This window comes from Gluconobacter sp. P5B12, assembly GCF_018812035.1.
GTDB lineage: Bacteria > Pseudomonadota > Alphaproteobacteria > Acetobacterales > Acetobacteraceae > Gluconobacter.
On record NZ_JACRVV010000008.1, the window covers coordinates 56,558 to 82,461 of the forward strand.

Consider the following 25,904-nt stretch of genomic DNA (forward strand, 5'->3'; position numbering starts at 1 on the left):
CGGAGGTCTCCGGAGAGTTATCGAACTCATCAAGCAACAGGGTATTGGCAGAAGGCGTCGTGCGGGTCACGGCCTGAGCGTAACGGATTTTCGTCCATCCCGCGCGACCGTAATTCCAGTGAGCTTTAGTTATGAAGATGCAGCGCGCTTCTGAGACCCGCAGAGTCCCGTTCCAGTTCAAAGCCCGCGCTTCCCGGCTGAAAGAGTCGGGCACTGGCGAGGCCTCCCGTCACAACCGGGTCCAGCCCAGCGGCCTCGACCAAATCCTTGACCTTAAGCACCGCCGCCGTGTCATCGCCTGCGATCGGCAAGGCCAGACGTGGATCTGGCCGGTGTGCTTCGGCACGCAGGCTGGTCATGTCGATGGAGTTGAAGGCCCGCACGACATGCGCGGAAGGGAAATATCGCTGTGTCGTGATGCCGGCTCCGTCTCTGAGCGCAACATCAGCAATCCATCCGTCGCGGCCCACATAGGGATTGGCGGGATCAATCACGACCTTATCAGTCAGTGTCCGGTTCAGATCACGTCCGAGAGCAGGTATCGCGCCATACGGTACGGCAAGAACCACAACTTTTCCAAAAGCAGCAGCCTGAAGCGGCGTGCCGGCAGACGCCAGGGGCCCCAGGGTCTGAGCCAAAGCCTGAGCATCCTCGATATTGCGGGCAGAAACCATGACGCGATAGCCCGCCTGCACCCAGAGGGCCGCAAGTGTCCGTCCAACCTGACCGGACCCAATAATGCCGATGCCAGGAAGCTCGCGAGGCGAATCGGCCATTGCCGCGCTACCGACGGCAGCCAATCCAGCAACAGCCGCAAGAAAGGGGCGTCTACGGAGAGGAAAATTTTTCATGAAGGGTGCCATTCTCGGGACAGAGAACCGCCCTTACCCTGGACGGGGTCGATCGAAGGAAATGTCAGCGCGTTGATCCGGGCCAACTGCTCTGCCGATGGAGCGCTTCGCAGGATGTCAAAGGACTGGTTCGGCGGGTAAGCCCCAATGACCGTGAAATCTTCTGTAGACCCAAGATTACAGTGACCGGTTCCTGCGGGGAGCAAGGCGACATCACCGCCGCGAACCTCCACATCCCGCCCTTCAGGGCCACCAAGGACCAATCTGGCAGACCCATTGGAAAACCCCAGAACCTCATGGCCCAGACTATGATAGTGATGGAAAGGATAGACGCCATTCCTCCATCTCGCAGGCCACCCGTTCTGACCGAACAGGTGTTCATAGACATCTTCACGGCCCACGCCGCTCTCGAGCACATTCCGATAGAGAATGACGGGTAGATGCTGGTTGTTGGGCACCCATCCATTGGAGCGGAGCATGAAGGTCTCAACCCGTGCGGAAGACGCAGCGGCCTTCCGGATGCGGCCACTCCCCAGAGTCAGCCCGACCCCCGTCAGCATGGCGTTGAAATCTCGCCTGTCCATGATCACCCCCAGTGGAAATACTGAAGACAGGATAGGGAACGCATCGTTGGTGCAGGAAATCACACACGCTTGAAAAACCGGGTTTTTCTTCATGTAACGGCCTTGTGACACTTAAAGGCAACACATTGCAAAAGAGTGACACACTTTATGGTCGAACGATGCGGATGGCCCGTGCCGCATGACCATGATATGAGAGCCGCATGACCATCCGTACGCGCTTTGCACCCTCCCCTACGGGCCTGCTGCATGTTGGTAATGCCAGGGCTGCTCTGTTCAATTTCCTCTTCGCACGCCATCACGGTGGCGAATTCCTGTTGCGGATTGAGGACACTGACAAGGAACGTTCCACGCAACGTGCCGTGGACGTCATCTTTGACGGCCTTGCCTGGATGGGAATTACGGCCGATGCCGAGCCCGTTTTCCAGTCAGCCCGTCAGGACCGCCATACGGAAGTCGCTCTTGAGCTTCTGGCCAAAGGCGAAGCCTACAAGTGCTATTGCACGCCAGAAGAACTGACGGCCATGCGCGAGAAGGCCATGGCTGAGAAGCGTCCGCCCCGTTACGACGGCACCTGGCGTGACCGTGATCCGTCCGAAGCGCCGGAAGGTGCGCCTTATGTGATTCGCCTGAAGGCACCGCGTGAGGGCGAGACCGTCATCAAGGATCTGGTGCAGGGCGAAGTCCGCGTTGCGAACGTGGAAATGGATGACCTGATCATCCTGCGCTCCGACGGTACGCCGACCTACCTGCACGCCGTGGTCTGTGATGACCATGACATGGAGATCACCCATGTCATGCGCGGTGATGACCATCTGACGAACACCTTCCGTCAGGCCATGATCTACCGCGCAATGGGCTGGGATCTGCCGCACTTCGCTCACCTGCCGCTCATTCATGGCCCGGATGGCGCCAAGCTGTCCAAGCGTCACGGCGCACAGTCCGTCGTGGACTTCCGCGAGGAAGGGTATCTGCCGGAAGCCCTGTGCAACTACCTGCTCCGTCTGGGCTGGGGCCATGGTGATGCTGAGGTTCTGTCCCGTGAAGAGCAGATCAAGCTGTTCGATCTGGATGGCGTCGGTCGTTCCCCGTCCCGTATGGATTATGTGAAGCTGGCACATCTCAATGGTGTCTGGATGCGTCAGGCTGACGATGAGCGCCTGACCAACGATGTTCTGGAGCGTCTGCAAGGCCGTGAAGGCGTTGTTGCGGATGACCGCACGCGTGCCCGTGTTCTGGCCATGATGTCCGGCCTCAAGGAACGCGCCAAGACGCTGGTCGAGCTGACGGATAACGCAGCCTTCGCAGGCTTCACCCTGCCCCTGACCTTCACGCCCAAGGCTGAGAAGCTGCTGGACGAGAACGGTCGCAAAGTTCTTGAAGGCGTCGGGCATGATCTGGCAGCTCTGCCGGATTTCACAGCGGAAGCCATCGACGGTGCCCTCCGCGCCTATGCCGAAAAAAATGAGCTGAAACTCGGCTCTGTGGCCCAGCCACTACGTGCTGCCATGACGGGGTCCACGACATCTCCGGGCATTGACCTGACGCTGGCGGCTCTTGGCCGTGACGAGGTTCTGGCCCGCATTGCGAGCGTGCTCAGTGCCTGAGCGGCCATCCGTCCCCCGGCATCTGCTGGGAATCGAGGGGCTAACAGCGGGGCAAATTGCTCCGTTCCTCGATCTGGCGGAGAGCTATGCACTCCTGAGCCGTTCCCGTTCCGCACCACGTGATGCGCTGCGGGGCCGGACAGTCATCAATCTGTTCTTTGAGGACAGCACCCGTACCCGCACCAGTTTTGAGCTGGCGGGCAAACGCCTTGGCGCAGACGTCATCAACATGACGGTCGCAACCAGCTCGGTGAACAAGGGTGAAACACTGCTGGATACGGCATCCACGCTGAATGCCATGCGCTGCGATCTTCTGGTCGTGCGTCATGGTCAATCCGGTGCACCGGCCCTGCTGTCCCAGAAGGTCGAAGCCAGTGTGGTGAATGCTGGCGATGGTACACACGAGCATCCTACGCAGGCCCTGCTGGATGCTCTAACTATTCGTCGTCATTTTGGACGTCTGGAAGGTCTGACGATCGCGATCTGCGGCGACGTTGGCCATAGCCGTGTAGCACGGTCCAACATCCATCTTCTGACGGCGCTGGGGAACAGTATCCGTCTGGTCGGGCCGCCCACTCTTCTGCCGTCTGCCATGGCAGAACTTGGGAATGTCACACTGTATTCGGACATGGATGAGGCCCTGAAGGGCACGGATGTCGTGATGTCCCTGCGCCTTCAGAAAGAGCGCATGGGTGCTGGTCTTGTCCCGAGTTCCCGCGAGTATTTCCGGTTCTTTGGCTTGGACAGACGCCGTCTGGCACTGGCAAATCCCGGTGCTCTGGTCATGCATCCCGGCCCCATGAACCGTGGCGTCGAGATTGCGTCCGATGTTGCGGATTCAGACCAGAGCGTGATTGCAGAACAGGTGGAAATGGGTGTGGCGGTGCGTATGGCCGTTCTTGATCGCCTGTCACGCGCACGGATGCCCTCATGACAATTACTGTTTTTGAAAATGTCCGTCTGGTCGATCCAGCATCTGGCCGAGATGGCATCGGACGCCTGACGGTTGAAGACGGCCGCATCGCCGCTATCGACAGCCCCGAGACGCCAGAAGGCGCGCGCGTGATTGATGGTCAGGGTGCAGTTCTGTGCCCTGGGCTTGTGGATATGCGTGTTGCCTTGGGTGAACCAGGCTTCGAATATCGTGAAAGCGTCAAGTCAGGTGCACGGGCTGCCGTAGCAGGTGGGATTACCACCATGGCCGTTCTGCCCAACACGTCTCCGGCAATCGACAATCCGGCTCTGGTGCATCTTCTGAAGGTGCGCGGCGAAGAGACGGGTATGGTCTCTATTCACCCTTACGGCGCGCTGACGCGTGGCTGCGAGGGCGGAGAGATGGCGGAGCTGGGTCTGTTGCAGGACGCAGGCGCCGTGGCGTTCACCGATGGCACGCGTGCCATCACAGACGCCAAGCAGATGCGCAATCTGCTGTCCTATTCCCGCTTCCTTGACGCGCTGGTTGTGCAGCATCCAGAAGAGCCTTCGCTCGCCAAAGGCGCCTGCGCGACGGCAAGTGCGCTGGCGGTCCGTTTGGGTCTACCGCAGGTTCCGGCCGCGGCTGAGGCGATCATGATTGCCCGCGATCTTCGTTTGGCCGAGATGACTGGGGCGAGACTGCATTTCGCGCACGTCTCTACGGCCGAAGGGCTGGATCTGATCCGAACAGCCAAAACACGTGGCGTCAAAGTAACATGTGACACAGCGCCCCCTTATTTCGCCATGACTGAAGAAGACATTGGGGACTTCCGTACCTACGCGAAGTTCTCCCCACCGCTCCGTGCGGAATCAGACAGGGCAGCAGTTTGTGCGGCCCTTGCTGATGGCACGATTGATGCCGTGGCATCTGATCACGCCCCGGCAGATGCGGACGACAAACGTCTTCCATTCGCGCAGGCGCGTGCAGGTGGGACAGGTCTTGTCACGCTTCTGGGTGTGACACTGGGCGCAGGGCTGCCTCTGATGGATGCCCTGCGTCTTGTCACCTGTGCTCCTGCCGCTCTTCTGGGCATTTCGGCGGGAACGCTGGCAATTGGTCAGGATGCCGATCTCTGCCTGTTCGACCCTGATGCTGTTTGGGAAGTGACGGCTGGCGAACTGCCGGGCCGGGCCCAAAATACGCCATTTGATGGTCAGAAGCTGACAGGACGGGTCCTGCGGACCTTCCGACGAGGCCGCGAGGTCTTCACGGCTGAGGGCTTGGCATGACGCTGTCTCACCCCAACCTGCTGCTTGTCGCCACAGTCGCGTATGTTATCGGGAGCATCCCGTTCGGGCTGATTTTAACGGCTCTAGGCGGCGGCGGAGACATTCGCCAGATTGGTTCCGGGAATATCGGCGCCACCAATGTCCTGCGGACTGGTCGCAAGGGCTTGGCCGCGGCCACCCTTCTTTTAGATGCTCTCAAAGGGGCGCTGGCAGTCTTTCTGGCGCTTCGGTTCGGTGGTGGCCCGCCGTCACTCGCCATGGCCGTAGCGGCAGTCTCGGTGGTGGTCGGGCACTGTTTCCCCGTCTGGCTGGGATTCAGGGGCGGTAAGGGCGTTGCCACGGGACTCGGGACAATCTGGGTTTTGTGCTGGCCTGTTGGTGTGGCGTGCTGCGTGGTCTGGCTCGCCGTAGCGCGGATAAGCCGGATCTCGTCGGCTGGAGCGCTTTCAGCATTTCTTGTTGCGCCGATTTTGATGGTTGTCGTGCTGAGCCGGGGTGCCAGTTCTCCCATTCCTGTCGCGACTTTTCTCATCGCCCTCCTGATTTGGGTACGACACTATAGCAATATAGTCCGTCTGCTGACGGGCAACGAACCTCGGGTGAACGCCAAGACAAAATCATCCTGATTTTAAGCAACCGTTAATGAAATTCGGATAGGAGCGAGAACATGACGACGTTTTCTGCTCCACCGTTCCGGTTGTCTGATCAAGAGCGACTCGACGCGATGCGTCTTGCTCGCACGCCGGGCGTGGGTCCGATCAATTTTTCCAGACTACTCTGCCAATATGGCGGCCCCACTGCGGCTCTTTCCGCACTTCCTGGACGGATGCGTCAGGCTGGCCGTCTGGATCTTCCGGTTATTCCATCGGCTAATCAGATGGCCGATGAAGTTGAAACCCTCCGGAAAATGGGCGGAAATGTTTTGATCCGGGGGGACGCCAATTATCCCCTGATGCTGTCCTTCATCAAAGACGCTCCACCTGTGCTTTTTGTTCAGGGAGATCCAGCTAAACTCTCTCTGCGCTCTGTCGGCATTGTGGGAGCACGCAATGCTTCTGCTGCGGGCATTCGCATGGCCGAAAGCCTCTCTGCCGAGCTGGCAGACTCGAAAATCTGTGTTGTTTCAGGTCTGGCTCGTGGGATCGATTCGGCGGCTCATGAGGCAGCCCTTTATCCCGGCCTGACGGCGGCGGCTGTCGCTGGAGGACTGGATCATGTGTACCCACCAGAAAATGCAAAGTTGCAGGCCAGTATTGCCGAACGCGGGTGCCTGGTGACAGAGGCGCCATTGAGTACCGTTCCCCAAGCGCGACACTTTCCTCGCCGCAATCGGCTGATTGCCGGGATCTCTCTCGGATGCGTTGTTGTGGAAGCCGCACTGCATTCCGGAACGCTGATTACGGCCAGTCTGGCGATCTCATAGGACAGAGAAGTCTATGCCGTTCCCGGCTCGCCACTCGATCCCCGGTCTCGCGGCGGCAATGAGCTTTTAAGGCGCGGAGCGACGCTCACGGAAAATGTGCAGGATATTCTTTCTTGCCTCCCTTCCGAGCTCCCGGCTCCCCTTTCACCTCCATGGGTAAAGCAGCCGCACCAACCTGGTATTTTGCAAGGCTTTTCAGAACCTTACACAGCATGGAATGTGAGTACGGAGGATCACTGGGAAGACCCCGATCTTGTACTGTCTGAGGTGCTTCCGCTTCTCTCCATGACACCGGTAACAGTTGACGAGGTGATGCGCCGCTGCCAGTTCTCCGTTTCGGCAGTACTGTCGACACTGACCGAGCTTGAGCTTGGGGGTGTCGTGGAGTTCGTGCCCGGCGGGCGCGTGGCGTTACAGCCGAACAGGAAGTGACGCGGAAGACCGGAGTGGCAATGACAGACGTTGTGGTAGTCGAGAGCCCATCAAAGGCCAAGACGATCAACAAGTATCTGGGAAGCGGGTTTACCGTTCTTGCTTCCTTCGGCCATGTGCGGGATCTACCGCCCAAGGACGGGAGCGTACGCCCGGACGAGAACTTTGCCATGAGCTGGCAGACGGACGACCGGGGCGCCAAACAGATTGCGGCCATTGCCAAGGCTCTCAAGGGAGCAAAGAACCTCTATCTGGCCACTGACCCGGATCGCGAAGGTGAAGCAATCTCGTGGCATGTGCGCAGTGTCCTTGAAGAAAAGAATCTCCTGAAGGGAATCGACGTTCATCGCGTCACCTTCAACGAAATTACGAAATCTGCCGTCACTGCCGCGATGGCTGGCCCACGTGAGCTGGATCAGCCCCTGATTGACGCTTATCTGGCCCGTCGTGCGCTGGACTATCTGGTGGGCTTTACGCTGTCGCCAGTGCTTTGGCGCAAGCTACCGGGCAGCAAGAGTGCCGGTCGCGTGCAGTCCGTAGCGCTCCGCCTCATTTGTGAGCGTGAAGCCGAGATCGAGGTTTTCAAGCCGAAGGAATACTGGACCGTTACTGGCGGGTTCAATACTCCGGCGAAAGCAGCTTTTCAGGCGCGCCTTACCCATCTGCGTGGTGACAAACTCGACCAGTTCGATCTCAATAACGAACAGCTGGCCTTTGAGGCTCGTGACATCGTACAGGCCGGTCAGTTCACCGTTCGCTCTGTCGAGCGCAAACGGACGAAACGTAACCCACCGCCGCCATTCACGACCTCTACGCTTCAGCAGGAAGCCTCCCGCAAGCTTGGCATGAGCGCGCAGACAACGATGCGCACGGCCCAGCAGCTTTATGAGGGCGTGGATCTCGGTGGTGAGACGATCGGTCTGATCACCTACATGCGAACCGATGGCGTCACGATGGCCAAAGAGGCAATCGGCGCGATTCGCGGGCATATCGGCAAGGCGTTTGGGGACGAGTACGTGCCGGATTATCCGCGTGCCTATTCGACCAAAGCCAAGAATGCGCAGGAAGCGCATGAAGCCGTGCGCCCCACGGATGTGTTCCGCACACCTCAACAGGTCGCTCATGCGCTGTCTCCTGAACAGCGGCGGCTGTATGAACTGGTCTGGAAGCGCGCGGTTGCGTCACAGATGCAGTCTGCCGAGCTTGATCAGGTTGCAGTCACCCTGGCGGATGCCAGCGGACAAACACTGCTTCGGGCAACGGGTTCGACGATTGCGTTCGACGGCTTCCTGAAGCTTTACATCGAAGGCAAGGACGATTCGAAGGCGGAAGACGACGACGGCAAGCTGCTTCCTGCCATGAAGGAAGGGGACCGCGTCGCGACGACGGCTGTTGATGCTGAACAGCACTTCACCCAGCCGCCGCCGCGCTATTCCGAAGCGTCTCTGGTCAAGAAAATGGAAGAGATCGGCATTGGTCGTCCTTCCACCTATGCCTCTGTTCTGGGCGTTCTGCGGGACCGTAACTACGTTCGACTGGAAGCCAAGCGCTTCCTGCCGGAAGACCGCGGACGCCTTGTCACAGCGTTCCTGACGTCCTTTTTCGAGCGTTATGTCGATACCGGCTTCACAGCGTCTCTTGAAGAACAGTTGGATGACATTTCCGGTGGCCGGGCTGACTGGCACGATGTCATGGCAGCCTTCTGGCATGACTTCTCGGCAGCCGTAGATCAGACAAAAGATCTGAAAATCTCGGACGTTATTGACGCTCTGGATGAAGATCTGGGCGACCACTTCTTCCCGCCCAAGGAAGACGGTACTGATCCACGGGTCTGCACATCCTGCGGAACAGGCCGTCTGGGGCTGCGTCTTGGCAAGTTTGGCGCCTTCATCGGCTGCTCCAACTATCCAACCTGCCAGTTCACGCGACGTCTGGTCGCTGATGACGGTGCGGATGAGGGGCTCAAGGACGGTATCAAGGTTCTGGGCCAGCATCCGGACACCAGTGAGGATATCACCATTCGTCGTGGGCCCTATGGACTGTATGTCCAGCAGGGGGAACCCAACCCGGAAGACAAGAAGGCCAAGCCCAAACGTACAACCATCCCCAAGGGGCTGGACGGCAACACCATGACCATGGAGCAGGCTCTGGGACTTCTGTCCCTGCCCCGACTGGTTGGCATGCATCCGGAAACAGGGGAAAAGATCGAAGCCGGCCTTGGACGGTTTGGGCCCTATGTGAAGATGGGTGCGATCTACGGCACGCTGGACAAGGACGATGACGTCCTGACGGTTGGGCTGAACCGGGCAGTCGACAGCCTGGCGAAGAAGCTCGCCTCCATCCGTAACCTGGGAGCGCATCCCAAGGACGGTGAGCCGGTCATGATCCGCAAGGGTCGTTTTGGTCCGTATGCGCAGCATGGCCAGTTGATTGCCAATCTGCCCAAAGATCAGGACATGAATGACATCACGCTCGACGCTGCGGTGGCGCTTTTGGCTGAGAAGGGCAAACCTCTGAAGGGTGCAGCCAAGAAGACCACTGCGAAGAAGGCTCCAGCCAAAACGGCAAAAAGCAAAAAAACTTCGGATGTGGATGCAACTTCTGGCGAAGAAGCTCCAAAGAAAAAGACGACCCGCGCCACAACAAAAACTTCGACGGCGCGGAAAACAGCCGGATCCGCAACGAAAAAGCGGAAAACGGCAGCAGACTCTTCCTCGGAAGCCTGAAGCGTTACTCTGGAGGGGGTGTGACCTGGTTGCACTCCTTCCAACAATGTCATTGGTGTGTCTTTACCGGGGCCGAAGTTTGTGGCGTGGTCAAAAGATGGATGGGGTAACCACTTCCTTCTTTCCGCCTCTCCTCAAGGACCCCTCTTTGCGCCATGCCGCACGTCCCATGATCCTGTTTCTGTCGCATATTCGCGAGACGGCGTGCCGCCCGGTTCTTATCCTCAGCCTTCTCACACTGGCGCTGGGAGGAAGTGTCCAGCCTGCTTTGGCCCAGACGCAGGCCACGCCATCAAGCAGCACGCCTACAGCACCTGAAGCCGCTCCGGCCTTTGCTGGTGGAATGACCAGGGACGTTCTTGTCGCCGCCCTTGGGTTTCTGGCGCCGCGCACCCTTGATGCCCATTCCGCAAGGGAATTCTGTATCTGGGGACTGGACGGGCTAACGGCGATCGATCCCACAATTATCGTGACAACGAACCCTGCTGAGGATCGTGACGGTCAGCATATTCCTGAAACCGTGACAATCACGCGGGGGCAGAAGGCTTTCTTCAAGCATCCCCTCCCCGCTGATACCAGCCGAACCGGATGGGCCGATCTTGTAACTGCCGCCATGGACGCTGCCTGGTCCCACTCATCCACGATCCGGGATGCGGGTGATGATGCCCTGCTTCAAGGGTTCTTTGATGAACTGTTCAACCACATGGACCCGTATTCACGGTATCTGGGACCGACCCCGGCGGTTGCAGACCGAACACGACGTACCGGCCAAAGCGGCACTGTAGGCCTGACGCTAGGACAAAAAGGTCATTCGATCGTTGTGACGGCTGTCAATGCCAATGGACCGGCTTGGGAGGCTGGGGTGGACATGGGACAGCGTCTTGTCTCGGTGAATGGAAAATCTACGCACGGACAGTCTCCTGATACCGTCCAGAGCTGGCTGGACGGAGATGAGCGCACAGCCGTATCTCTGGCCCTGGCCTCTAAGGGCAAACGTCCGGCGACCTTGAAGCTGATGAGAGCGCAGGTCCCGCCCGAGACTGTTTTTGCATCTACGGTGGATGCCTACACGCTTCTGAGGATCTCTTCCTTTTCGACTCAGACGGCTGAGGAAATCAGCCAGTATCTCGATCAGGTGGTGGAAGATGACACACCTGATGACTCTGGTGCCACGCAGGCGGCAGGCAAAGCAAAGCGCCCTGCCGGGATCATCATCGATCTGCGCGGGGACCGTGGCGGCGTTCTTCAACAGGCTGTTACGGCTGCCGCCCTGTTCCTCGATCATGGCGTAGCAGTCACGACGCATGGCCGCGATCCTCAGGCCAACCACATCTGGGCCGTTCAAGGCGGCGACATGACAAGTGGAGCGCCGATTGTCATTCTCGTGGATGGTCGCACAGCAAGTGCAGCGGAAATTCTTGCCGCAGCCTTGGCCGATCATCGCCGCGCCGTCGTCATTGGCAGCGAGACCTTGGGCAAGGGTCTGGTGCAGGTGATTGGCCAGATGCCCAATGGCGGCGAACTGTTCGTGACATGGAGCCGAAATCAGGCCCCGCTGGGCTGGCCCATTCAAGGTCTGGGCGTCATGCCTCAGGTTTGCACCTCCCGGGGGAGCGACGACCTGCATGCCCAGCTTGACGCTCTGAAAAACGGAAACGCCCCGCAGGCAGGCGCCGTTCAAATGGCTCGGGCAGCGCGCTACCCCGTTCCTGTTGCCCGAATTCTGGACATCCGACGTCATTGCCCGGCAGCAATTGGGACAGACGCAGACATGGACACGGCAAGATTCATGCTGTCTTCTGCTTCGGCCTACAAGGCAGCGCTTGAAGCTGTCCCTGACGAAAATACCGCACCTCTGCACTAACTTTTCAGGATATGGACGGAACTTTCATGGGTGCACGTTTAAAAACAGGTCTCTGGGTGCGTGCCGTGATGCGACGGATTTCTTCCGACGGCACGTCCGCCATGGTCCTGAAAAAGGGGGATGAGGATGCTGGAGCCGTCCTGATCGTTCTCAGGGACCGCGACGACAATGTCGCCCTCCTCCGTGAAAATGGTTCGGACTGGATTCGGGCGGACGTTGAAGGTGCTGCCGGACTGGAAGACTATCTGGAACGCCAGCGTCGTTATGATCCGGACCTCTGGGTCATTGAACTGGAAGTCCGGAATGTGGCCACGCCGCTGGAACGAACACTCGGTTCGCGTCGCGCAGATCTGGACGTGATGCACTGAACTGTGGGAGGGAGGACACACTGGGCGACGAACATGCCCATTGTGAAACTTTCGCATCACCCATTAAAGGGTTCGGCGCGTTGCCATCGCCTGTAGTTTCGGCAAGAAGACTTTCAAATTGGGTTGGTTGGAGAGAAATGACATGATGCAGCGATCCGTTTTCAGGACCTGGCTTGCCCGGGCCGGGCTCACTGCAGGCGTTTCGATGCTGGTCATGGGGGCCGCAGAGGCGCAGCCGGTCAGGGGACTGTACGTTTCCGGGTCTGGCGGCGCGAGCTTCAACCAGGATCAGACAGTCCGTCTTTCTCCTGTCTTCCCGAGCGGCCGTGACCATTATCAGGCAGGCGTCACGGGACTCGGCAGCGTTGGCTGGGGCCTCGGAAACGGGTTCCGGGTCGAGGTTGAGGGAAATTACCGCAACAATCGTCTCCAGCAGTTCAAGAGCAGCCTGTTCCCGTCTTCTGTTGGTGGTCGCCAGCAGAGCTACGGCGTGATGGCAAATGCCCTGTTCGACATGGATATCGGGCAGTCCTGGGTTTATCCGTATTTCGGCGCAGGCGTAGGCTACGGCTGGCAGTCCATGAACACCTATGTTCATGCGCCCAGCGGTGCATTCGACCAGCACGTCACGGGTACGGCAGGAAACTTCGCCTATCAGGGCATCTTCGGGCTGTCGTTCCCTGTTCCCTGGGTGGTTGGTCTCTCTGCCACGACAGAATACCGTTTCTATTCCCTGCTTGGGCCTAACGGTCATCACGCTACGGCGACAGGCGTTTACGGCGGCTGGGATCAGAAGCAGGCTTATGGCTCTTCCACGGGCAATCGCGACACACGCACGAACTTCAATCACTCGCTGCTCCTAGGCCTGCGTTACGAGTTCAACCCGGCTCCGCCGCCTGCACCACCGGCTCCAGCAGTGATTGCTGCGCCCGCACCAGCCCCGACACGCACGTATCTGGTTTTCTTTGACTGGGATTCGGCTGCTCTGAGCGAACGTGCGAAGTCTGTGGTGGCTGAAGCTGCCAAGAACTCCACTTCGACCCAGGTCACGCATATTGAAGTCAGCGGATATACGGACACGTCCGCTGCCCAGCCAGGGGCACGCGGTCAGGCTTACAATCTCGGCCTCTCCAACCGTCGCGCCGAAAGTGTGAAGGCTGAGCTGATCCGTGACGGTGTGGCAGCTGGCCTCATTTCCACGCAGGGCTTTGGCGAGGCTCACCCCCTCGTCCCGACAGGCCCGAATGCTCGCGAGCCTCAGAACCGCCGCGTTGAAATCGATTTCAAGTAAGGTTTAGCCTTACGTTTTAAACGGCCTTGAAAGCCGGCGCCCTTGACTGGGTGCTGGCTTTTTTCATGTCTGATCCGGTAAAAGCGATACAAAAAAAGCGGGGATAAACCCCGCCTTTTTCATCACGAAGCTGAAGAGCTTCAGTGCTTGCGACGTGTCGTCTGACGCGTAGCTGTCTTCTTTTTCGTGGTGGTTGTAGCAGCCTTCGGCGTCGGTGCCGTAACAGCAGGCTTGGCAACAACAACGCCGGTCGCGTCCACAGTGATGTGTACAACAAGGTGTTCGCGCTTCTTGCCACCACCTGGGATCAGCTCCGCCGTGAACGTGTCTGCGCCAGCATAGGCCGTTGCAGGGGTATAGTTCACGTAGGTGTGGCCATCGTAATTGTAGAGGAAAGCCTTGCCGTGTGACGGCGCAGGATTCACACCGAAGGAGGAATAGCTGCTGCCGAAGGATTTCTGCACGGAGATCGCGCAGAGGCCATCGTCACTGCGAACGGTCATGTCCACGTTCATCGTGCCATCAGCGGCGGTTGTGACCGGTGAGACGTGGCAGACTGCAGAAACCTTCTGGTAGCCGAAGGGGTTCGGCGTCACAGAGCGTTGAACGATCGCCTGCTGTGCGCAGCCGGAAAGAAGCAGGGAAAAGGCAAAGGCCGATCCCAGGGTAATGACGGAACCTCGCAGGCGCACGGTCAACTCCAACGCTCGTGACAGACTTAATGCCGCGCTTCCCGCGACAAGATAGACGTTCGCATGTAGAACAGGACGAGGCGGGGTGAAAGCCTGTCCGTCTCCCTTAAGCGTACTTTCAGGGCTTTTTCTGCGGTCGGCGCGATAAATTACAATTGAGAACGCGAACGCCCATTTTCCGCCACGAAATTATGTTGCAGGTAAAGAGCTTGCCGCACGTTTCTCACATGCGGATTCATCTTTCCGCGGGCCGCAAGCCCGGATTATGCTGTCTGTCTGTTTCCGGCCATCAGTCCCGGCCTTGTGGAGTTTGTCGATGCCTTCGTTTTTCCGTCGTTCCTTCGTCCGTCTGGCTGGTGCTGGCCTGGCGTGCACAACACTGTTCGCCGCTCATGCCACGCCAGCTTTCGCAGCTGAGTGCGGCAACTCCCCGGCTCATGAAGCTTTTGACGTTGCGGGCCTGAAGTCCGAACTGATGGTAACGGCTCTCTCCTGCAAGTCGCAGGATCGCTACAACGCGTTCGTTGCCAAGTTCCGCCCGTCCCTTCTGGACGCGGAAAAGCGCCTTGATGGCTATTTCCGCACCACATACGGCCGCCGCGCTCAGGCGGCTCACGATGATTACATCACGCAGCTGGCTGATGTGCAGTCTCTTGGCGGCCTGAAGTCCGGCACGGTCTTCTGTGAACAGCGCACAGCCATGTTCGATGAGATTGATGCACTTGAAACAGGTTCCGACCTGGCTCACTACGCCGAAGCCAAAGATGTAGCCCAGCCTGCGTCCTATGAGAGCTGTGCAGCTCCTGCCACGGTTGACCGTCGCCCGCGCCATGGCACAACCAAAAGCACCACAACGCGTCGCACGCACCGCGCCTGATCTGCTGCCAAAAGTCAGTCGTTCTGTTCCATCCGGAAGCGTTCTCTTGACGTTCCGGACTGGGGCGGCGACAACGCAGACATGAGCGATCTGTTCGAGTCAGGCAAAGCAGGAAATACCAAGGCGACTGGCGGCCGCAAAGGCGCCGTCAACACGGATTATGGCGCACAGGATATCGAGGTCCTTGAAGGACTGGAGCCTGTTCGTCGTCGCCCTGGAATGTATATCGGTGGCACGGATGATAACGCCTATCATCACCTTGCCTCCGAAATTCTCGATAACGCCATGGATGAAGCCGTAGCCGGCCATGCCAGTAGCATCGAAATGCGACTGGAAGGCCCACGGACACTTATGGTGCGCGATAACGGTCGTGGCATCCCAACGGACCCTCACCCCAAATTCCCGGATAAATCCGCGCTGGAAGTAATCTTTACGACGCTTCATGCGGGCGGAAAATTTTCTGGCAAGGCGTATGATACGTCTGGCGGCCTGCATGGTGTCGGCAGTTCGGTTGTCAACGCGCTCTCCGACAAGCTCGAAGTGGAAGTCGCCCGCGACCGGGTACTTTATCGGCAGGATTTCTCCCGTGGTGTGCCGCTTGGCCCGTTGGCCGAAGTCGGCAAGGCTCCTAATCGCCGAGGCACCACGGTCCGATTTTCGCCTGATCCGGAAATCTTCGGGAATCTCCATTTCTCCGCATCCCGCCTCTACCGGCTCTGCTGCTCCAAGGCCGCCCTGTTCCGTGGCGTCATCATTCAGTGGAAATGTGATCCGGAGCTGATCAAGGCTGGCGACGAAACACCAGTCGAAGCCACGATCCAGTTTCCGAACGGTCTGGAAGATGCCCTGACGGCAGAACTCGGTGCCAACCCCGATCTGTTGACGCCACTTTGGGCCGGAGAAGCTGAGCTTCCTCTGGCTGCTGATGGCCGGACAGGTGGCAAGGTAGAGTGGGCTGTCGCGTTTCTGGAAGCTGGTACATCCACACTCACCTCCTACTGCAACACGATTCCCACGCCGCAGGGCGGCACGCATGAAGCGGGCTTCCGGGCCGCTCTGGTCAAGGGTTTCCGTTCCTGGGGGGACCAACGGAAGGTCAAACGCGCAGCAGCGATTACGGCTGAAGATGTTCTTGGCGCCGTTGCGGCCAAGCTTTCTGTCTTTATTCGTGACCCGCAGTTTCAGGGCCAGACCAAGGACAAGCTGACCAATCAGGAAGCTTCGCGTCTTGTAGAAGGCGCCCTGCGTGACCGAATCGACCATTGGCTGGGCGGGAACCCGCAGCAGGCCGATAATCTTCTGGCATTCATGGTGGAGCGCGCTGAAGAGCGTTTGCGCCGTCGTGAAGTTAAGGAAACGGCGCGAAAAAGTGCGACCCGCAAACTGCGCCTTCCCGGCAAGCTGACAGACTGCACCCGCGAGAACGCCTCCGAGACCGAACTGTTTCTGGTTGAGGGCGAATCGGCAGGTGGCTCTGCACGCCAGGCACGTGACCGGGAAACGCAGGCTGTTCTGCCACTACGAGGCAAGATTCTGAACGTCGCCTCAGCCACCGCCGACAAACTACGCGGGAATCAGGAACTCCGTGACCTGACGGAAGCCCTTGGCTGCGGTCTGGGGTCGTCTTTCGACATCAGCCGCCTTCGCTACGGCCGCGTCATCATCATGACAGACGCTGACGTCGACGGTGCGCATATCGCCTCCCTTCTGATGACGTTCTTCTATCGTGAGATGCCGGAACTGATCCGTCATGGGCATCTGCATCTGGCGCAGCCGCCGTTGTATCGCCTGACGCATGGGGCAAAGACGGTCTATGCGATGAACGATCAGGACCGTGACAAGCGCATCAAGGCGGACTTCAAGTCCAATGCGAAGGTTGAGGTGTCCCGATTCAAGGGTCTGGGCGAGATGCCTGTGAAGGATCTCAAGCAGACGACGATGGACCCTGCACGCCGGACGCTTCTGCGAGTGGTCGCTCTTCCTGAAGATCGCGCGCTGACAAGCGAACGCGTGGAAAGCCTCATGGGACGCAAGCCGGAACTCCGATTCCGCTTCATTCAGGAGCACGCCCGTTCCGTCGAAGATCTTGACGTCTGAACGTGACCACTGATGTGCAGCCTGTTGAAAAATACGGACAACTTAAGGCGGTAGGGCTACTGATCGGGGGGATATCCTCCTTCCAGATCGGCGCCACTCTGGCGAAGGGGCTTTTTCCGCTCTTTGGTCCAACCGGGATGGTGGGGCTGCGTGTCTGTATGGCCGCACTCATTCTGCTGGCCATCTGGCGCCCGACTCGCATGACCCTGACACCAGCGGCCCTGAAGCTGCTGCTGCCTTATGGCGCGTCTGTTGCGGTCATGAACTTCTGCTTCTATGTGGCGCTGGTTCGCCTGCCACTGGGGATCGTAGTTGCACTTGAATTCACGGGCCCGCTGACGCTCGCACTTGCTGGATCACGTCGCTGGCTCGACCTGTGCTGGGTACTCTTTGTGATTTCCGGACTGTATCTGCTGCTACGCCCAGAGACGGCATCCGTTGCCGGATCTGCCCATGCTCTGGATATATTCGGAGTCTGTGCAGCACTCCTGAGTGGCTGCGGGTGGATCGTGTACATCCTCACAGGCACCCGCATGGGGAAAATCCTGGATGCGGGGCAAGCGACGACGCTGGGGATGGCAACGGCGGGAATTTTTCTTCTCCCCTGCCTGATCCCCACAATTCCCACCGTCATCACCCATCCGTGGCAAGGTGGAGCGGCCCTCAGCGTGGCCGTTCTTTCCTCGGCCGTGCCTTATATCCTCGACATGATGGCCATGCGTCGACTTCGGCCGAAAGACCTTGGAATTCTGCTGAGCATGGAGCCCATGCTCGGCGCCGTTTCAGGCTGGATCTTTCTGGGCGAAGCGCTGTCGATCACGCGATGGGCAGGCGTTCTGTGCATCGTTGTTGCGTCTCTCGGCAACGTTCTCACAGCCCGGAAAGCCACTCTGCACTGACCGTCCGGGCAAAGGATAATCAGACGCTTTCAGCGACCCAGTTCCGGCGTTTGGTGGCTTTGCCAATACCCGGGTTAAAGCAGTTGCATGGGTCCAGACTGCGATAGTGTTCGATCATCTCTTCCGGCGCATCGTAAAGATGACCGACGTTATGCTCGGCAGGATAACGGGCGCCCCGGGCCTCCAAACCTGGCAGCATGGAGTGCTCCACGGCCATGGCGTTGTAGCCCTTTTTCACCACGTAATCCTGATGCATCACGTGGCAGAAGAAGTGGCCGTAGTAGAGTTTGACGATAATCTTGTCTTCAATCTCTTGCGGCAGGGTTTCAAACCACTCCCGGTCATTGCGGCGCAGCGCCACATCAAGAGCAACAATGTCTTCTGCCGTCTTTGAATGAACGGCACGGTAACGGATGGCCGCTCCGGCTGCGGCAAAGCGATGGAGAAAGGCCAGCTTGCCTTCTTCCGGGGTGCAGGCAAAGAAATCGCCAGACGTTTTTGAGTGCCAGTCTTCAAGATACGCTTTGACGGGCGCTGCAAGCTCCGCCGATACCTTAAGCATGAGATGATGCTCGAAACGATCCCGGAAATCACACATGCGTGCCGGAAGCTGCTTGGGAATGATCTTGCTGAACGCCTGAAGCAACAGGTCACTCAGGTGGCCTGAAATGCCGGGGATGCGCTGTACGGCAATATCGAACCGGGATTTCAGACCGAAGAACGTGGGCAGGAACCGTGTGCCCATGTAGCGAATGATGGCTGTCGTGTCCTTGCCATACACCTCGGCAATATTGAACGCGTCGCGGTGGATATATTCCCCGGCGATTGGCAGCTCGTCGAAGCTTGTGAGGATATGGCGGCGTAGGTCTTCGAGATCCTGCGTGCTGTTGGTCCCGATGTAGAATACTGCTGGATTCTTATTGGCCTTGAAGGTGTCGAGGCGAACTGCGAACACAACCAGCTTCCCCGCGCATCCAGCCGCTTCATGCCAGCGGTTGGGGTCCGCATTAAAGCGTGCAGGCGTTTCAGCATCCACGTCCCGCACATGCTGGGCATAACCCGCGTCATGGCCGCGCCCTGCGTTCCAGTCGATAGCGCTATCCGGAAGCTGCCCAGCCTGGACGGCAGAGAGAATCTGTTCCGGATCACCTGCAAGGCGGATCCCCAGATGGTTGACGAGATGCAGTTTCCCATCTGCCCCCATCTGACCGAACAGAGCCATTTCCGTGAAAGCAGGACCGCGCTGGACCAGTGCGCCGCCGGAATTGTTACTCACACCGCCCAGAACGGAGGCACCGATACAGGATGAGCCAATAACCGAGTGAGGCTCGCGGCCAATCTTGGCGAGCTTTTCTTCCAGATCATGCAGGGTCGAGCCAGGAAGACAAACAACCTGACGCCCCTCACCGATCAGGTGGATGCCATCCAGCCGGTTCGTGCTGATGATGACGATCTCGCGGTCGTAGTCGTTGCCGTCCGGTGTAGAGCCACCGGTCAGACCGGTATTGGCGGCCTGCATGATGATGATCTTGCCGCTTTCAGCACAGAGCTTGGCAGCTTTCCACAGTTCAACAAGGTTTCCTGGCTGTAGAACGGCCAGCACATCGCCGAGCCCAAACCGGTATCCTTTACGGAAGCGATAAGTCGCGTTGGGCTTGCTCAGAACATGACGACGGCCAACGACCGAACGAAGGGCATCAAGGAAAACCGTGTTCCCGCTGGAGCTGGCCGGCATGTCTGTATTCTTCCTTCAACGTTTCTGGCGTTGCTACCTTCAAAGCGCAGCCAGCGGACTCCATAGTTCCAAAATTTACGCCTGTTCAGCGACAGGCTTACAGACACACCCGCAAGAGCGCGCCGTCCATGCCTCAGATCAAGCAATGGGATCACAATTGGGCGACTATTTAATACGCCCGAAAAGACGCTCGATCTCATTACGCGTCAGTTTTAACCAGGTTGGACGGCCGTGCGAACAGGTATTGGCGCGCGGAGTACGCTCCATTTCCCGCAAAAGAGCATCCATTTCTTCCGGTTTCAGGCGTCGGCCCGCGCGAATGCTTCCATGACAGGCCATCCGGGCCAGAATGGCATCCAGACGATTGGAAAAACTATCCGTATTGCCAGCATCCAGATCCGGATCATTGGCGAGTTCGTCCGCCACATCCCGCAGAAGGCCCTGAACGTCCTTTGTGCCGAGAAGGGCGGGGACTGATCGGAGCAGCACACTCCCTGCACCAAAGGATTCGAGGTCTATCCCCAGCCTGGACAGATCTTCAGACCGTGCCAGCAGAGCCTCAGCGTCCCGTCGGGGAAGATCCACGACTTCAGGCAGCAGGAGCGCCTGAGATCGTAAAGTCCCGCTGGCATATTGCTCTCTCAGGCGCTCATGGGTCAGACGCTCATGAGCCGCATGCTGATCCACGAGAACCAGATCCCCATCAGGGGCAACGGCAATAATGTATGTGTCAAAGACCTGAGCCACCGAAGCGCCGAGCGGAAAAGAGGCGTCAAGATGCTCTGGAACAGGTTGGGGCGCACGCGCAGCCGGCGCAAAACCCGCCTCCTGCTCAGCAAAACCCGATCGATCGGGAGCGAATGGCGCTGCCTTTGGCACACTTAAGGGCAACGATGCTGCTGGCTCTGTGCGGAACTCCTTGAAAGAAGGCAGTTCAACAGGAACGTCTGGCCGCGACGGGTAGGAAATTGAAGGACGCGCTGGACGTGACCCGAAGCTGGCGTGGATTCCGCCTCCGCCACTGGACCCATGCCCGAGTGCCCGACCCAAACCGCCAATAACGAGTGCCCGGACTTCAGCTTCATCCGCAAAGCGCAGTTCTGTCTTGGCAGGATGTACGTTCACATCCAGTCGCTCCAGAGGCACCTTGAGATGAAGAGCCATCACCGGAAAACGCCCCCGTTCAATGACGGGACGATACGCCACACGGATGGCCGTCCGCAGCATGGGATCTGTAACCGGGCGGTGATTAACCATGATGAACTGGCCCGAACCGGTAGCCTTTGTTTTGGCAGGGCCACATGCAAAGCCGGACAGGCGTATATGGCCGCGCTGTTCATCAAGCGGGATCAGCGTGTCGGGTGTTGTCTCCAGAACCGTTGCCGTCCGGGCGATGGGGCTCTGTTCGGGCAGGTCAAACAGGACCTTATCGTCCAGTGTGACGCGCATGGCGCAATGCGGCGCGCTCAGAGCCAGCCGCCGCATGACCGATTCGGCATGACTATTTTCCACACGCGGGCTTTTAAGAAATTTGCGTCGCGCAGGGGTAGCGAAGAACAGATCCGTAACCACAATCCGCGTGCCCACCGGACCGGACGATGGGTGTGGCGGCGTGATGACGCCTCCGTCGACACGAATGCACCAGGCCGTGTCAGATTCGGCTGTTCGGGATGTAATGGAAAGGCGTGCGCTTGCCCCAATGGATGGCAGGGCTTCCCCACGGAAACCAAGCGTGCGGATCTGAACGAGACGTTCGTCCTGCAATTTGGATGTGCAATGGCGCTGGACAGCCATGTCCAGCTCTTCCGGCGTCATGCCGCAACCATTGTCCGTGACATCAATACGATCTGTGCCGCCAGCGCGAAGGGCGACCACAAGACGTGTGGCGCCAGCATCAATCGCGTTCTCGACAAGCTCTTTCAGAGCCGCAGCCGGGCGTTCAATCACCTCACCCGCCGCAATCAGATCAACAACATGACCTGACAGCCGACGGATAACCGGGCGTACGAGGGAAGTTTTTTCAGACAGGACGGTGACTCACAATCCTGAAGGTCGGGAGAGTGCCGTTTACAGCACGCCCAGAAAGTGGCCGCTCTTTTTCTTGACGGTCGGGGTGGCACCTGTTGCCGGGTTACGACCCAGAGCCGAGTTCTCACGAATACGGCGGTTTTCAGCGTCCCCGTCGACCACGGAGCCAGCCTGGCCGCCCTTCCAGAACATCAGGTTGTCAACAAAGCCTGCATCGGCAGCACCGAGCTCGGCATTGTTGGGAGCACCAGAGGCCTTGTCCACCTGACCAACCAGCGCGGACTGGCCGCTGCTGTTTTCGCCGCCAAAGGGGTGCAGCGCTGCATCCGGAGACAGCGTTTCAAGAGCCTGCATCCGCGGGCTCTCGTCCGGCCGGTGCGCATCGGCAGCGCCGGGAAGCTGCATCTTCTCTGAAGGCGGCATGGACAGCGGGGCACGCGTCGTGACGGTATATTCGTCCGGCATGTAGCGTTCCATGCCGAAGGCCCGCTCCAGATCGCTGCCTGAGCAACCAGACAGCATCAGGCCGAATGAAGCAATTGCACCCATCTGTACGCTGAGACGGGCAACTGGAAGACGGTTACGGCGCATTGAGGGACCCTGGGACGCAATCATGATGGGTATAGTCCTACAGTCCGCACAGCGTGGGGGCAAGCTCCCCTTGCTCACTGCGGCTGGCTGTTACGTTCAGCAAGAAGGGAGTCAATCAGCCAGACCGCCACCCCGCACACAATACCGGCATCGGCAATGTTGAAGACATACCATGACCAGCCGAAAGCGTGGGCATGGAGAAAGTCCACAACGGCACCATACCGCAGGCGGTCAATGACGTTACCGATGGCACCACCCGCGATGGCCCCGCAGGCCCCCGCGACCAGTGTCCGGCGCGTTTTTATCATGGTCCAAACCAGCAGGCCCACGGCCAGTAAAGAGACCGTGCAGAAGACCAGAGGCCCTTTACTGCCCAGACCACCAAACATTCCAAACGTCACAGCATGGTTCCAGACCATGGTGAAGTTCAGGAATGGGAGGATCTGGACAGACCCTTTCTCCGGCAGATTATAGCCGTAGAGAATCCAGTCCTTGCTGGCCTGATCCAGAACGAGGACCAGAACCAGCAGGGCAAGCCCAAGAACCAGCCGCCCCATACGGCTCATACCTTCCTGCCAAAGGGACATCAGGCACTCACCACACTGACGCAGCGACGGCACAGAGCCGGATGCTCGGCATTTTCACCCACATCCGGAAGCACCTTCCAGCAACGGGCACATTTATGACCCGGCGCACGCTCGACTTCTGGGCCACCGTGAACTGTTTCGCCCGGAAGAAGCTCGATCTCCGCGTGGGATGTGATGAGCAGCTCTGCCCAGTCAATTCCTGTAAGAGACGCTGCCTCTTCCTGTGAGATCGGAAGCGTTACACTGGCTTCCAGAGAGGCGCCGATGACGCCATCACGGCGGGCTGTTTCCAGCTCGGTCGTAACAAGGCGGCGGTAAGCGCGGATCTCGTCCCAGTTGGCGCCCAGTTCCGGGCTGTTCCACTCGGCATCAGGCTCAAAGAACTGCTCCAGATGGATGCTGCTCTCTTCACCGAAACGGGCGCTCCAGGCTTCTTCTGCGGTGAAGACCAGAACAGGTGCCAGCCAGGTGCAGAGCGCACGGTGCAGAGCATCCAGAACCGTGCGGGAGGCACGGCGCGTCAGATCAGAAGGAGCGTCGCAGTAGATAGCGTCCTTACGGATATCGAAATAGAACGCAGACAGATCCGTCGTGCAGAAACCATGCAGGGCCGGATAAACACCCACCCACTGATGCGTTTCGACGGCCGTGCTGATCAGGCCGCGCAGTTCCGAGAGGCGGTGCAGGATATACTGCTCCAGCGGCGGCATTTCAGCGTAGGGGACAGCCTCTTCTTCCGTGAAGCCGTCCAGCGCGCCCAGCAGCCAGCGCAGGGTGTTGCGCAGGCGACGGTACAGTTCGCCCTGCTGCTTCAGGATCTCGTTGCCGATGCGCAGATCTTCATTCGTGTCGGAGTTCAGCACCCACAGGCGCAGAATGTCGGCACCCAGTGAGTCCGTGACGTCTGCCGGGGCAATGACGTTCCCGAGCGACTTGGACATCTTGCGGCCCTGTTCGTCCAGTACGAAGCCGTTCGTCACAAGGGCTTTGTAGGGGGCGACACCACGTGTGCCGACGCTTTCCAGCAGGGACGACTGGAACCAGCCGCGATGCTGATCAGAGCCTTCCAGATAGACGTCTGCCGGGAAGTTCAGGCCTTCCTGCCCCAGAACGAACTGATGCGTGGAGCCGGATTCAAACCACACGTCCACAATATCGAAGACCTGTTCGTAATCCGCTGGGTCACGGTTTGGACCAAGGAAAACAGCCGGGTCTGTGTCGTACCAGACGTCCGCACCCTTTTCGTGGAAAGCCTTGACAATCCGGTCCATGACGTCTGCATCACGCAGAACTTCACCGCTTCGCTTCTCCACGAATACGGCAATCGGCACGCCCCAGGCGCGCTGACGGGAGATGCACCAGTCCGGACGCTGCTCGACCATGGAGGTCAGGCGGCGACGGGCAGCCTCAGGCACGAAGGTGACAGGATCAAGCGCCTTGAGAGCCTTCTCACGCAGCTTCGTTTCCCCATCCATCGCGATGAACCATTGAGGTGTGGCGCGGAAGATGATCGGGGCTTTGGAACGCCAGGAATGCGGATAGGAATGACGGATCTTGCTGCGGGCCATAAGGCCGGTCGCAGGTGCGTCGTCATGTTCACCGGACTGACGGGCTTCCGTCAGCAGATCGCAGACCGGGTCAGCCGCTTTGAAAACATGGATGCCTTCGAGATGCGGAACCCATGACGCATATCGACCATCATCCTGCACCAGTTCCGGCACTTCAATGCCGAACTGGCGGCAGACGATAAAGTCATCCTGACCATGAGACGGCGCCATGTGAACAAGGCCCGTACCAGCATCTGTCGTGACGAAATCACCCGGAAGCATCGGCACGTCATATTCGTAACCACGACCACGTAGCGGATGAGCGGCAATAGCACCTTCCAGCGCGCTGCCGGGCAGCGTGTAAAGAATGTGATGCGCACTGATACCGGTTTCAGCGCAGAAGGCCTCAACACGGTCTTCCGCGATCAGCAGGCGCGCGCCCTGCGGCACAACGCTGGCTTCTGTGATCTCGTCGGCACGCAGAACCACGTAGGTGATGTCCGGACCGTAAGCGAGCGCGCGGTTGGCTGGAATTGTCCACGGCGTTGTGGTCCAGATAACGGCTGAGACGCCATCAAGGGCGTCACCCGGCGTCGGGTCCTTGATGATCGGGAAGGCGACGAAGATCGTAGTGGAGTCAACGTCGTGATACTCGATCTCGGCTTCGGCCAGAGCGGTCTTCTCGACGGGGCTCCACATAACAGGGCGGAGGCCCCGATACAGACCGCCATTCAGCAGGAACTTGCCGATTTCTCCAACGATTTTGGCTTCAGAGCTATAGTCCATCGTGACGTAACGATTGGCCCACTCGGCCTGAACACCGATGCGTTTGAAGTCTTCCGCCTGCTTGCTCACCCACTCCGCGGCGTACTGGCGACACTCTGCGCGGAACTGGAGCAGGGGAACCTGATCCTTGTCCTTGCCCGCCTTGCGATACTGTTCCTCGATCCGCCATTCAATCGGCAGACCATGACAGTCCCATCCCGGCTGATAGCGGACTTCGAAACCGGACATGCGATGCGCACGGTTGATGACGTCTTTCATCACCTTGTTCAGCGCATGACCAATATGAATGTGCCCGTTGGCATACGGAGGACCGTCGTGCAGCGTGAAGACCGGGCGTCCCTTCCCTTCCTCACGGATTTTCCCATCCAGATCCATTGCTGCCCAGCGGGCAAGCGTCTCGGGCTCACGCTTCGGCAGGCCACCCCGCATGGGGAAGCCGGTGCGCGGCAGGAACACAGTATCGCGGTAGCGATCCTGCTGTTCTTTGAAGGTCGTATCGGACTTGTCGGACATGGGACGGGCCAACTTTGGTCATTCACACAAAATAAGGGGGACCATATGGAGATTGGGCGGGGATGTGGTCAAGTCTTCTAAGGGTAAACCGCGTCATGTTCTGCCAAAAACGCTGTTATTCGGGCCTTCAAGACAATTGAATGACAGGTCTGGTCATGGATTGTTTCAGTGGCAGAAGCATGATCTGTTTTGGCAGAAGATCTG

Annotated in this window: 19 protein-coding genes and 1 pseudogene; 12 read left to right on the top strand and 8 right to left on the bottom strand. The window is 58.8% G+C overall.

Features of this window, described 5'->3' with window-relative positions:
- Positions 1-125: 125 nt before the first annotated feature.
- Both KP702_RS13065 and KP702_RS13070 read right to left on the bottom strand, forming a co-directional pair.
- Positions 126-851 (bottom strand): NADPH-dependent F420 reductase, encoded by a 726-nt coding sequence (locus tag KP702_RS13065; RefSeq protein ID WP_202208083.1) that lies wholly within the window; start codon positions 849-851, stop codon positions 126-128.
- Complete coding sequence (locus tag KP702_RS13070) at positions 848-1,435, bottom strand: cupin (protein ID WP_215769146.1); 588 nt, start codon at positions 1,433-1,435, stop codon at positions 848-850. The genes KP702_RS13065 and KP702_RS13070 overlap by 4 nt, the downstream gene beginning before the upstream one ends.
- Before the next feature lie 200 nt (positions 1,436-1,635).
- Here KP702_RS13070 and gltX point away from each other — a divergent pair, with 200 nt between their 5' ends.
- From gltX to KP702_RS13115, 9 genes and pseudogenes are all read left to right on the top strand, one after another.
- On the top strand, positions 1,636-3,039 hold the full coding sequence (gltX, locus tag KP702_RS13075; RefSeq protein WP_064274235.1) for a glutamate--tRNA ligase: 1,404 nt from the start codon (positions 1,636-1,638) through the stop codon (positions 3,037-3,039).
- On the top strand, positions 3,032-3,973 hold the full coding sequence (locus tag KP702_RS13080; RefSeq protein ID WP_202208082.1) for an aspartate carbamoyltransferase catalytic subunit: 942 nt from the start codon (positions 3,032-3,034) through the stop codon (positions 3,971-3,973). The genes gltX and KP702_RS13080 overlap by 8 nt, the downstream gene beginning before the upstream one ends.
- Positions 3,970-5,244, top strand: a complete 1,275-nt coding sequence (locus tag KP702_RS13085) for a dihydroorotase family protein (protein WP_202208081.1) — start codon at positions 3,970-3,972, stop codon at positions 5,242-5,244. Before KP702_RS13080 ends, KP702_RS13085 begins: the two co-directional genes overlap by 4 nt.
- Entirely contained in the window at positions 5,241-5,870 is a 630-nt protein-coding gene (gene plsY, locus KP702_RS13090) for a glycerol-3-phosphate 1-O-acyltransferase PlsY (RefSeq protein WP_202208080.1), read from the top strand. Before KP702_RS13085 ends, plsY begins: the two co-directional genes overlap by 4 nt.
- Before the next feature lie 41 nt (positions 5,871-5,911).
- Positions 5,912-7,099, top strand: a pseudogene (dprA, locus tag KP702_RS13095) (DNA-processing protein DprA).
- Positions 7,100-7,119: 20 nt separating this feature from the next.
- Positions 7,120-9,825: a type I DNA topoisomerase gene (gene topA / locus KP702_RS13100; protein ID WP_202208078.1), complete on the top strand. Its 2,706-nt coding sequence runs from the start codon at positions 7,120-7,122 to the stop codon at positions 9,823-9,825.
- Positions 9,826-9,994: 169 nt separating this feature from the next.
- Positions 9,995-11,689 (top strand): S41 family peptidase, encoded by a 1,695-nt coding sequence (locus KP702_RS13105; protein ID WP_373687855.1) that lies wholly within the window; start codon positions 9,995-9,997, stop codon positions 11,687-11,689.
- Between the two features lie 26 nt (positions 11,690-11,715).
- Positions 11,716-12,057 (top strand): DUF1491 family protein, encoded by a 342-nt coding sequence (locus tag KP702_RS13110; RefSeq protein ID WP_046900928.1) that lies wholly within the window; start codon positions 11,716-11,718, stop codon positions 12,055-12,057.
- Between the two features lie 142 nt (positions 12,058-12,199).
- A complete protein-coding gene (locus KP702_RS13115) occupies positions 12,200-13,348 on the top strand; it encodes an OmpA family protein (protein WP_099213312.1) in 1,149 nt (382 codons plus the stop codon).
- Between the two features lie 140 nt (positions 13,349-13,488).
- Here the strand turns inward: KP702_RS13115 and KP702_RS13120 are convergent, their stop codons facing one another.
- Entirely contained in the window at positions 13,489-14,040 is a 552-nt protein-coding gene (locus KP702_RS13120) for a hypothetical protein (RefSeq protein ID WP_046900929.1), read from the bottom strand.
- 316 nt (positions 14,041-14,356) lie between these two features.
- Here KP702_RS13120 and KP702_RS13125 point away from each other — a divergent pair, with 316 nt between their 5' ends.
- The 3 genes from KP702_RS13125 (at position 14,357) to KP702_RS13135 (ending at position 17,913) form a co-directional block, all read left to right on the top strand.
- A complete protein-coding gene (locus tag KP702_RS13125; protein WP_249203008.1) occupies positions 14,357-14,917 on the top strand; it encodes a hypothetical protein in 561 nt (186 codons plus the stop codon).
- 81 nt (positions 14,918-14,998) lie between these two features.
- Entirely contained in the window at positions 14,999-17,014 is a 2,016-nt protein-coding gene (parE, locus tag KP702_RS13130; RefSeq protein ID WP_046900259.1) for a DNA topoisomerase IV subunit B, read from the top strand.
- Between the two features lie 2 nt (positions 17,015-17,016).
- A complete protein-coding gene (locus KP702_RS13135) occupies positions 17,017-17,913 on the top strand; it encodes a DMT family transporter (protein WP_373687854.1) in 897 nt (298 codons plus the stop codon).
- 19 nt (positions 17,914-17,932) lie between these two features.
- Here the strand turns inward: KP702_RS13135 and dld are convergent, their stop codons facing one another.
- The 5 genes from dld to ileS all read right to left on the bottom strand — a co-directional run bounded on the left by dld (position 17,933) and on the right by ileS (position 25,700).
- Positions 17,933-19,648, bottom strand: a complete 1,716-nt coding sequence (gene dld, locus KP702_RS13140) for a D-lactate dehydrogenase (RefSeq protein ID WP_215769147.1) — start codon at positions 19,646-19,648, stop codon at positions 17,933-17,935.
- A gap of 165 nt (positions 19,649-19,813) precedes the next feature.
- Positions 19,814-21,676, bottom strand: coding sequence for a DNA mismatch repair endonuclease MutL (mutL, locus tag KP702_RS13145; RefSeq protein WP_202208124.1), 1,863 nt, complete (start codon positions 21,674-21,676; stop codon positions 19,814-19,816).
- A gap of 39 nt (positions 21,677-21,715) precedes the next feature.
- Positions 21,716-22,291 carry a DUF3035 domain-containing protein gene (locus tag KP702_RS13150; protein ID WP_202208075.1) on the bottom strand — a complete coding sequence of 192 codons (576 nt, stop codon included), beginning with the start codon at positions 22,289-22,291 and terminating at the stop codon, positions 21,716-21,718.
- Between the two features lie 50 nt (positions 22,292-22,341).
- Complete coding sequence (lspA, locus tag KP702_RS13155; protein WP_202208074.1) at positions 22,342-22,854, bottom strand: signal peptidase II; 513 nt, start codon at positions 22,852-22,854, stop codon at positions 22,342-22,344.
- Positions 22,854-25,700: an isoleucine--tRNA ligase gene (gene ileS, locus KP702_RS13160; RefSeq protein WP_202208073.1), complete on the bottom strand. Its 2,847-nt coding sequence runs from the start codon at positions 25,698-25,700 to the stop codon at positions 22,854-22,856. Before ileS ends, lspA begins: the two co-directional genes overlap by 1 nt.
- Between the last annotated feature and the right edge of the window lie 204 nt (positions 25,701-25,904).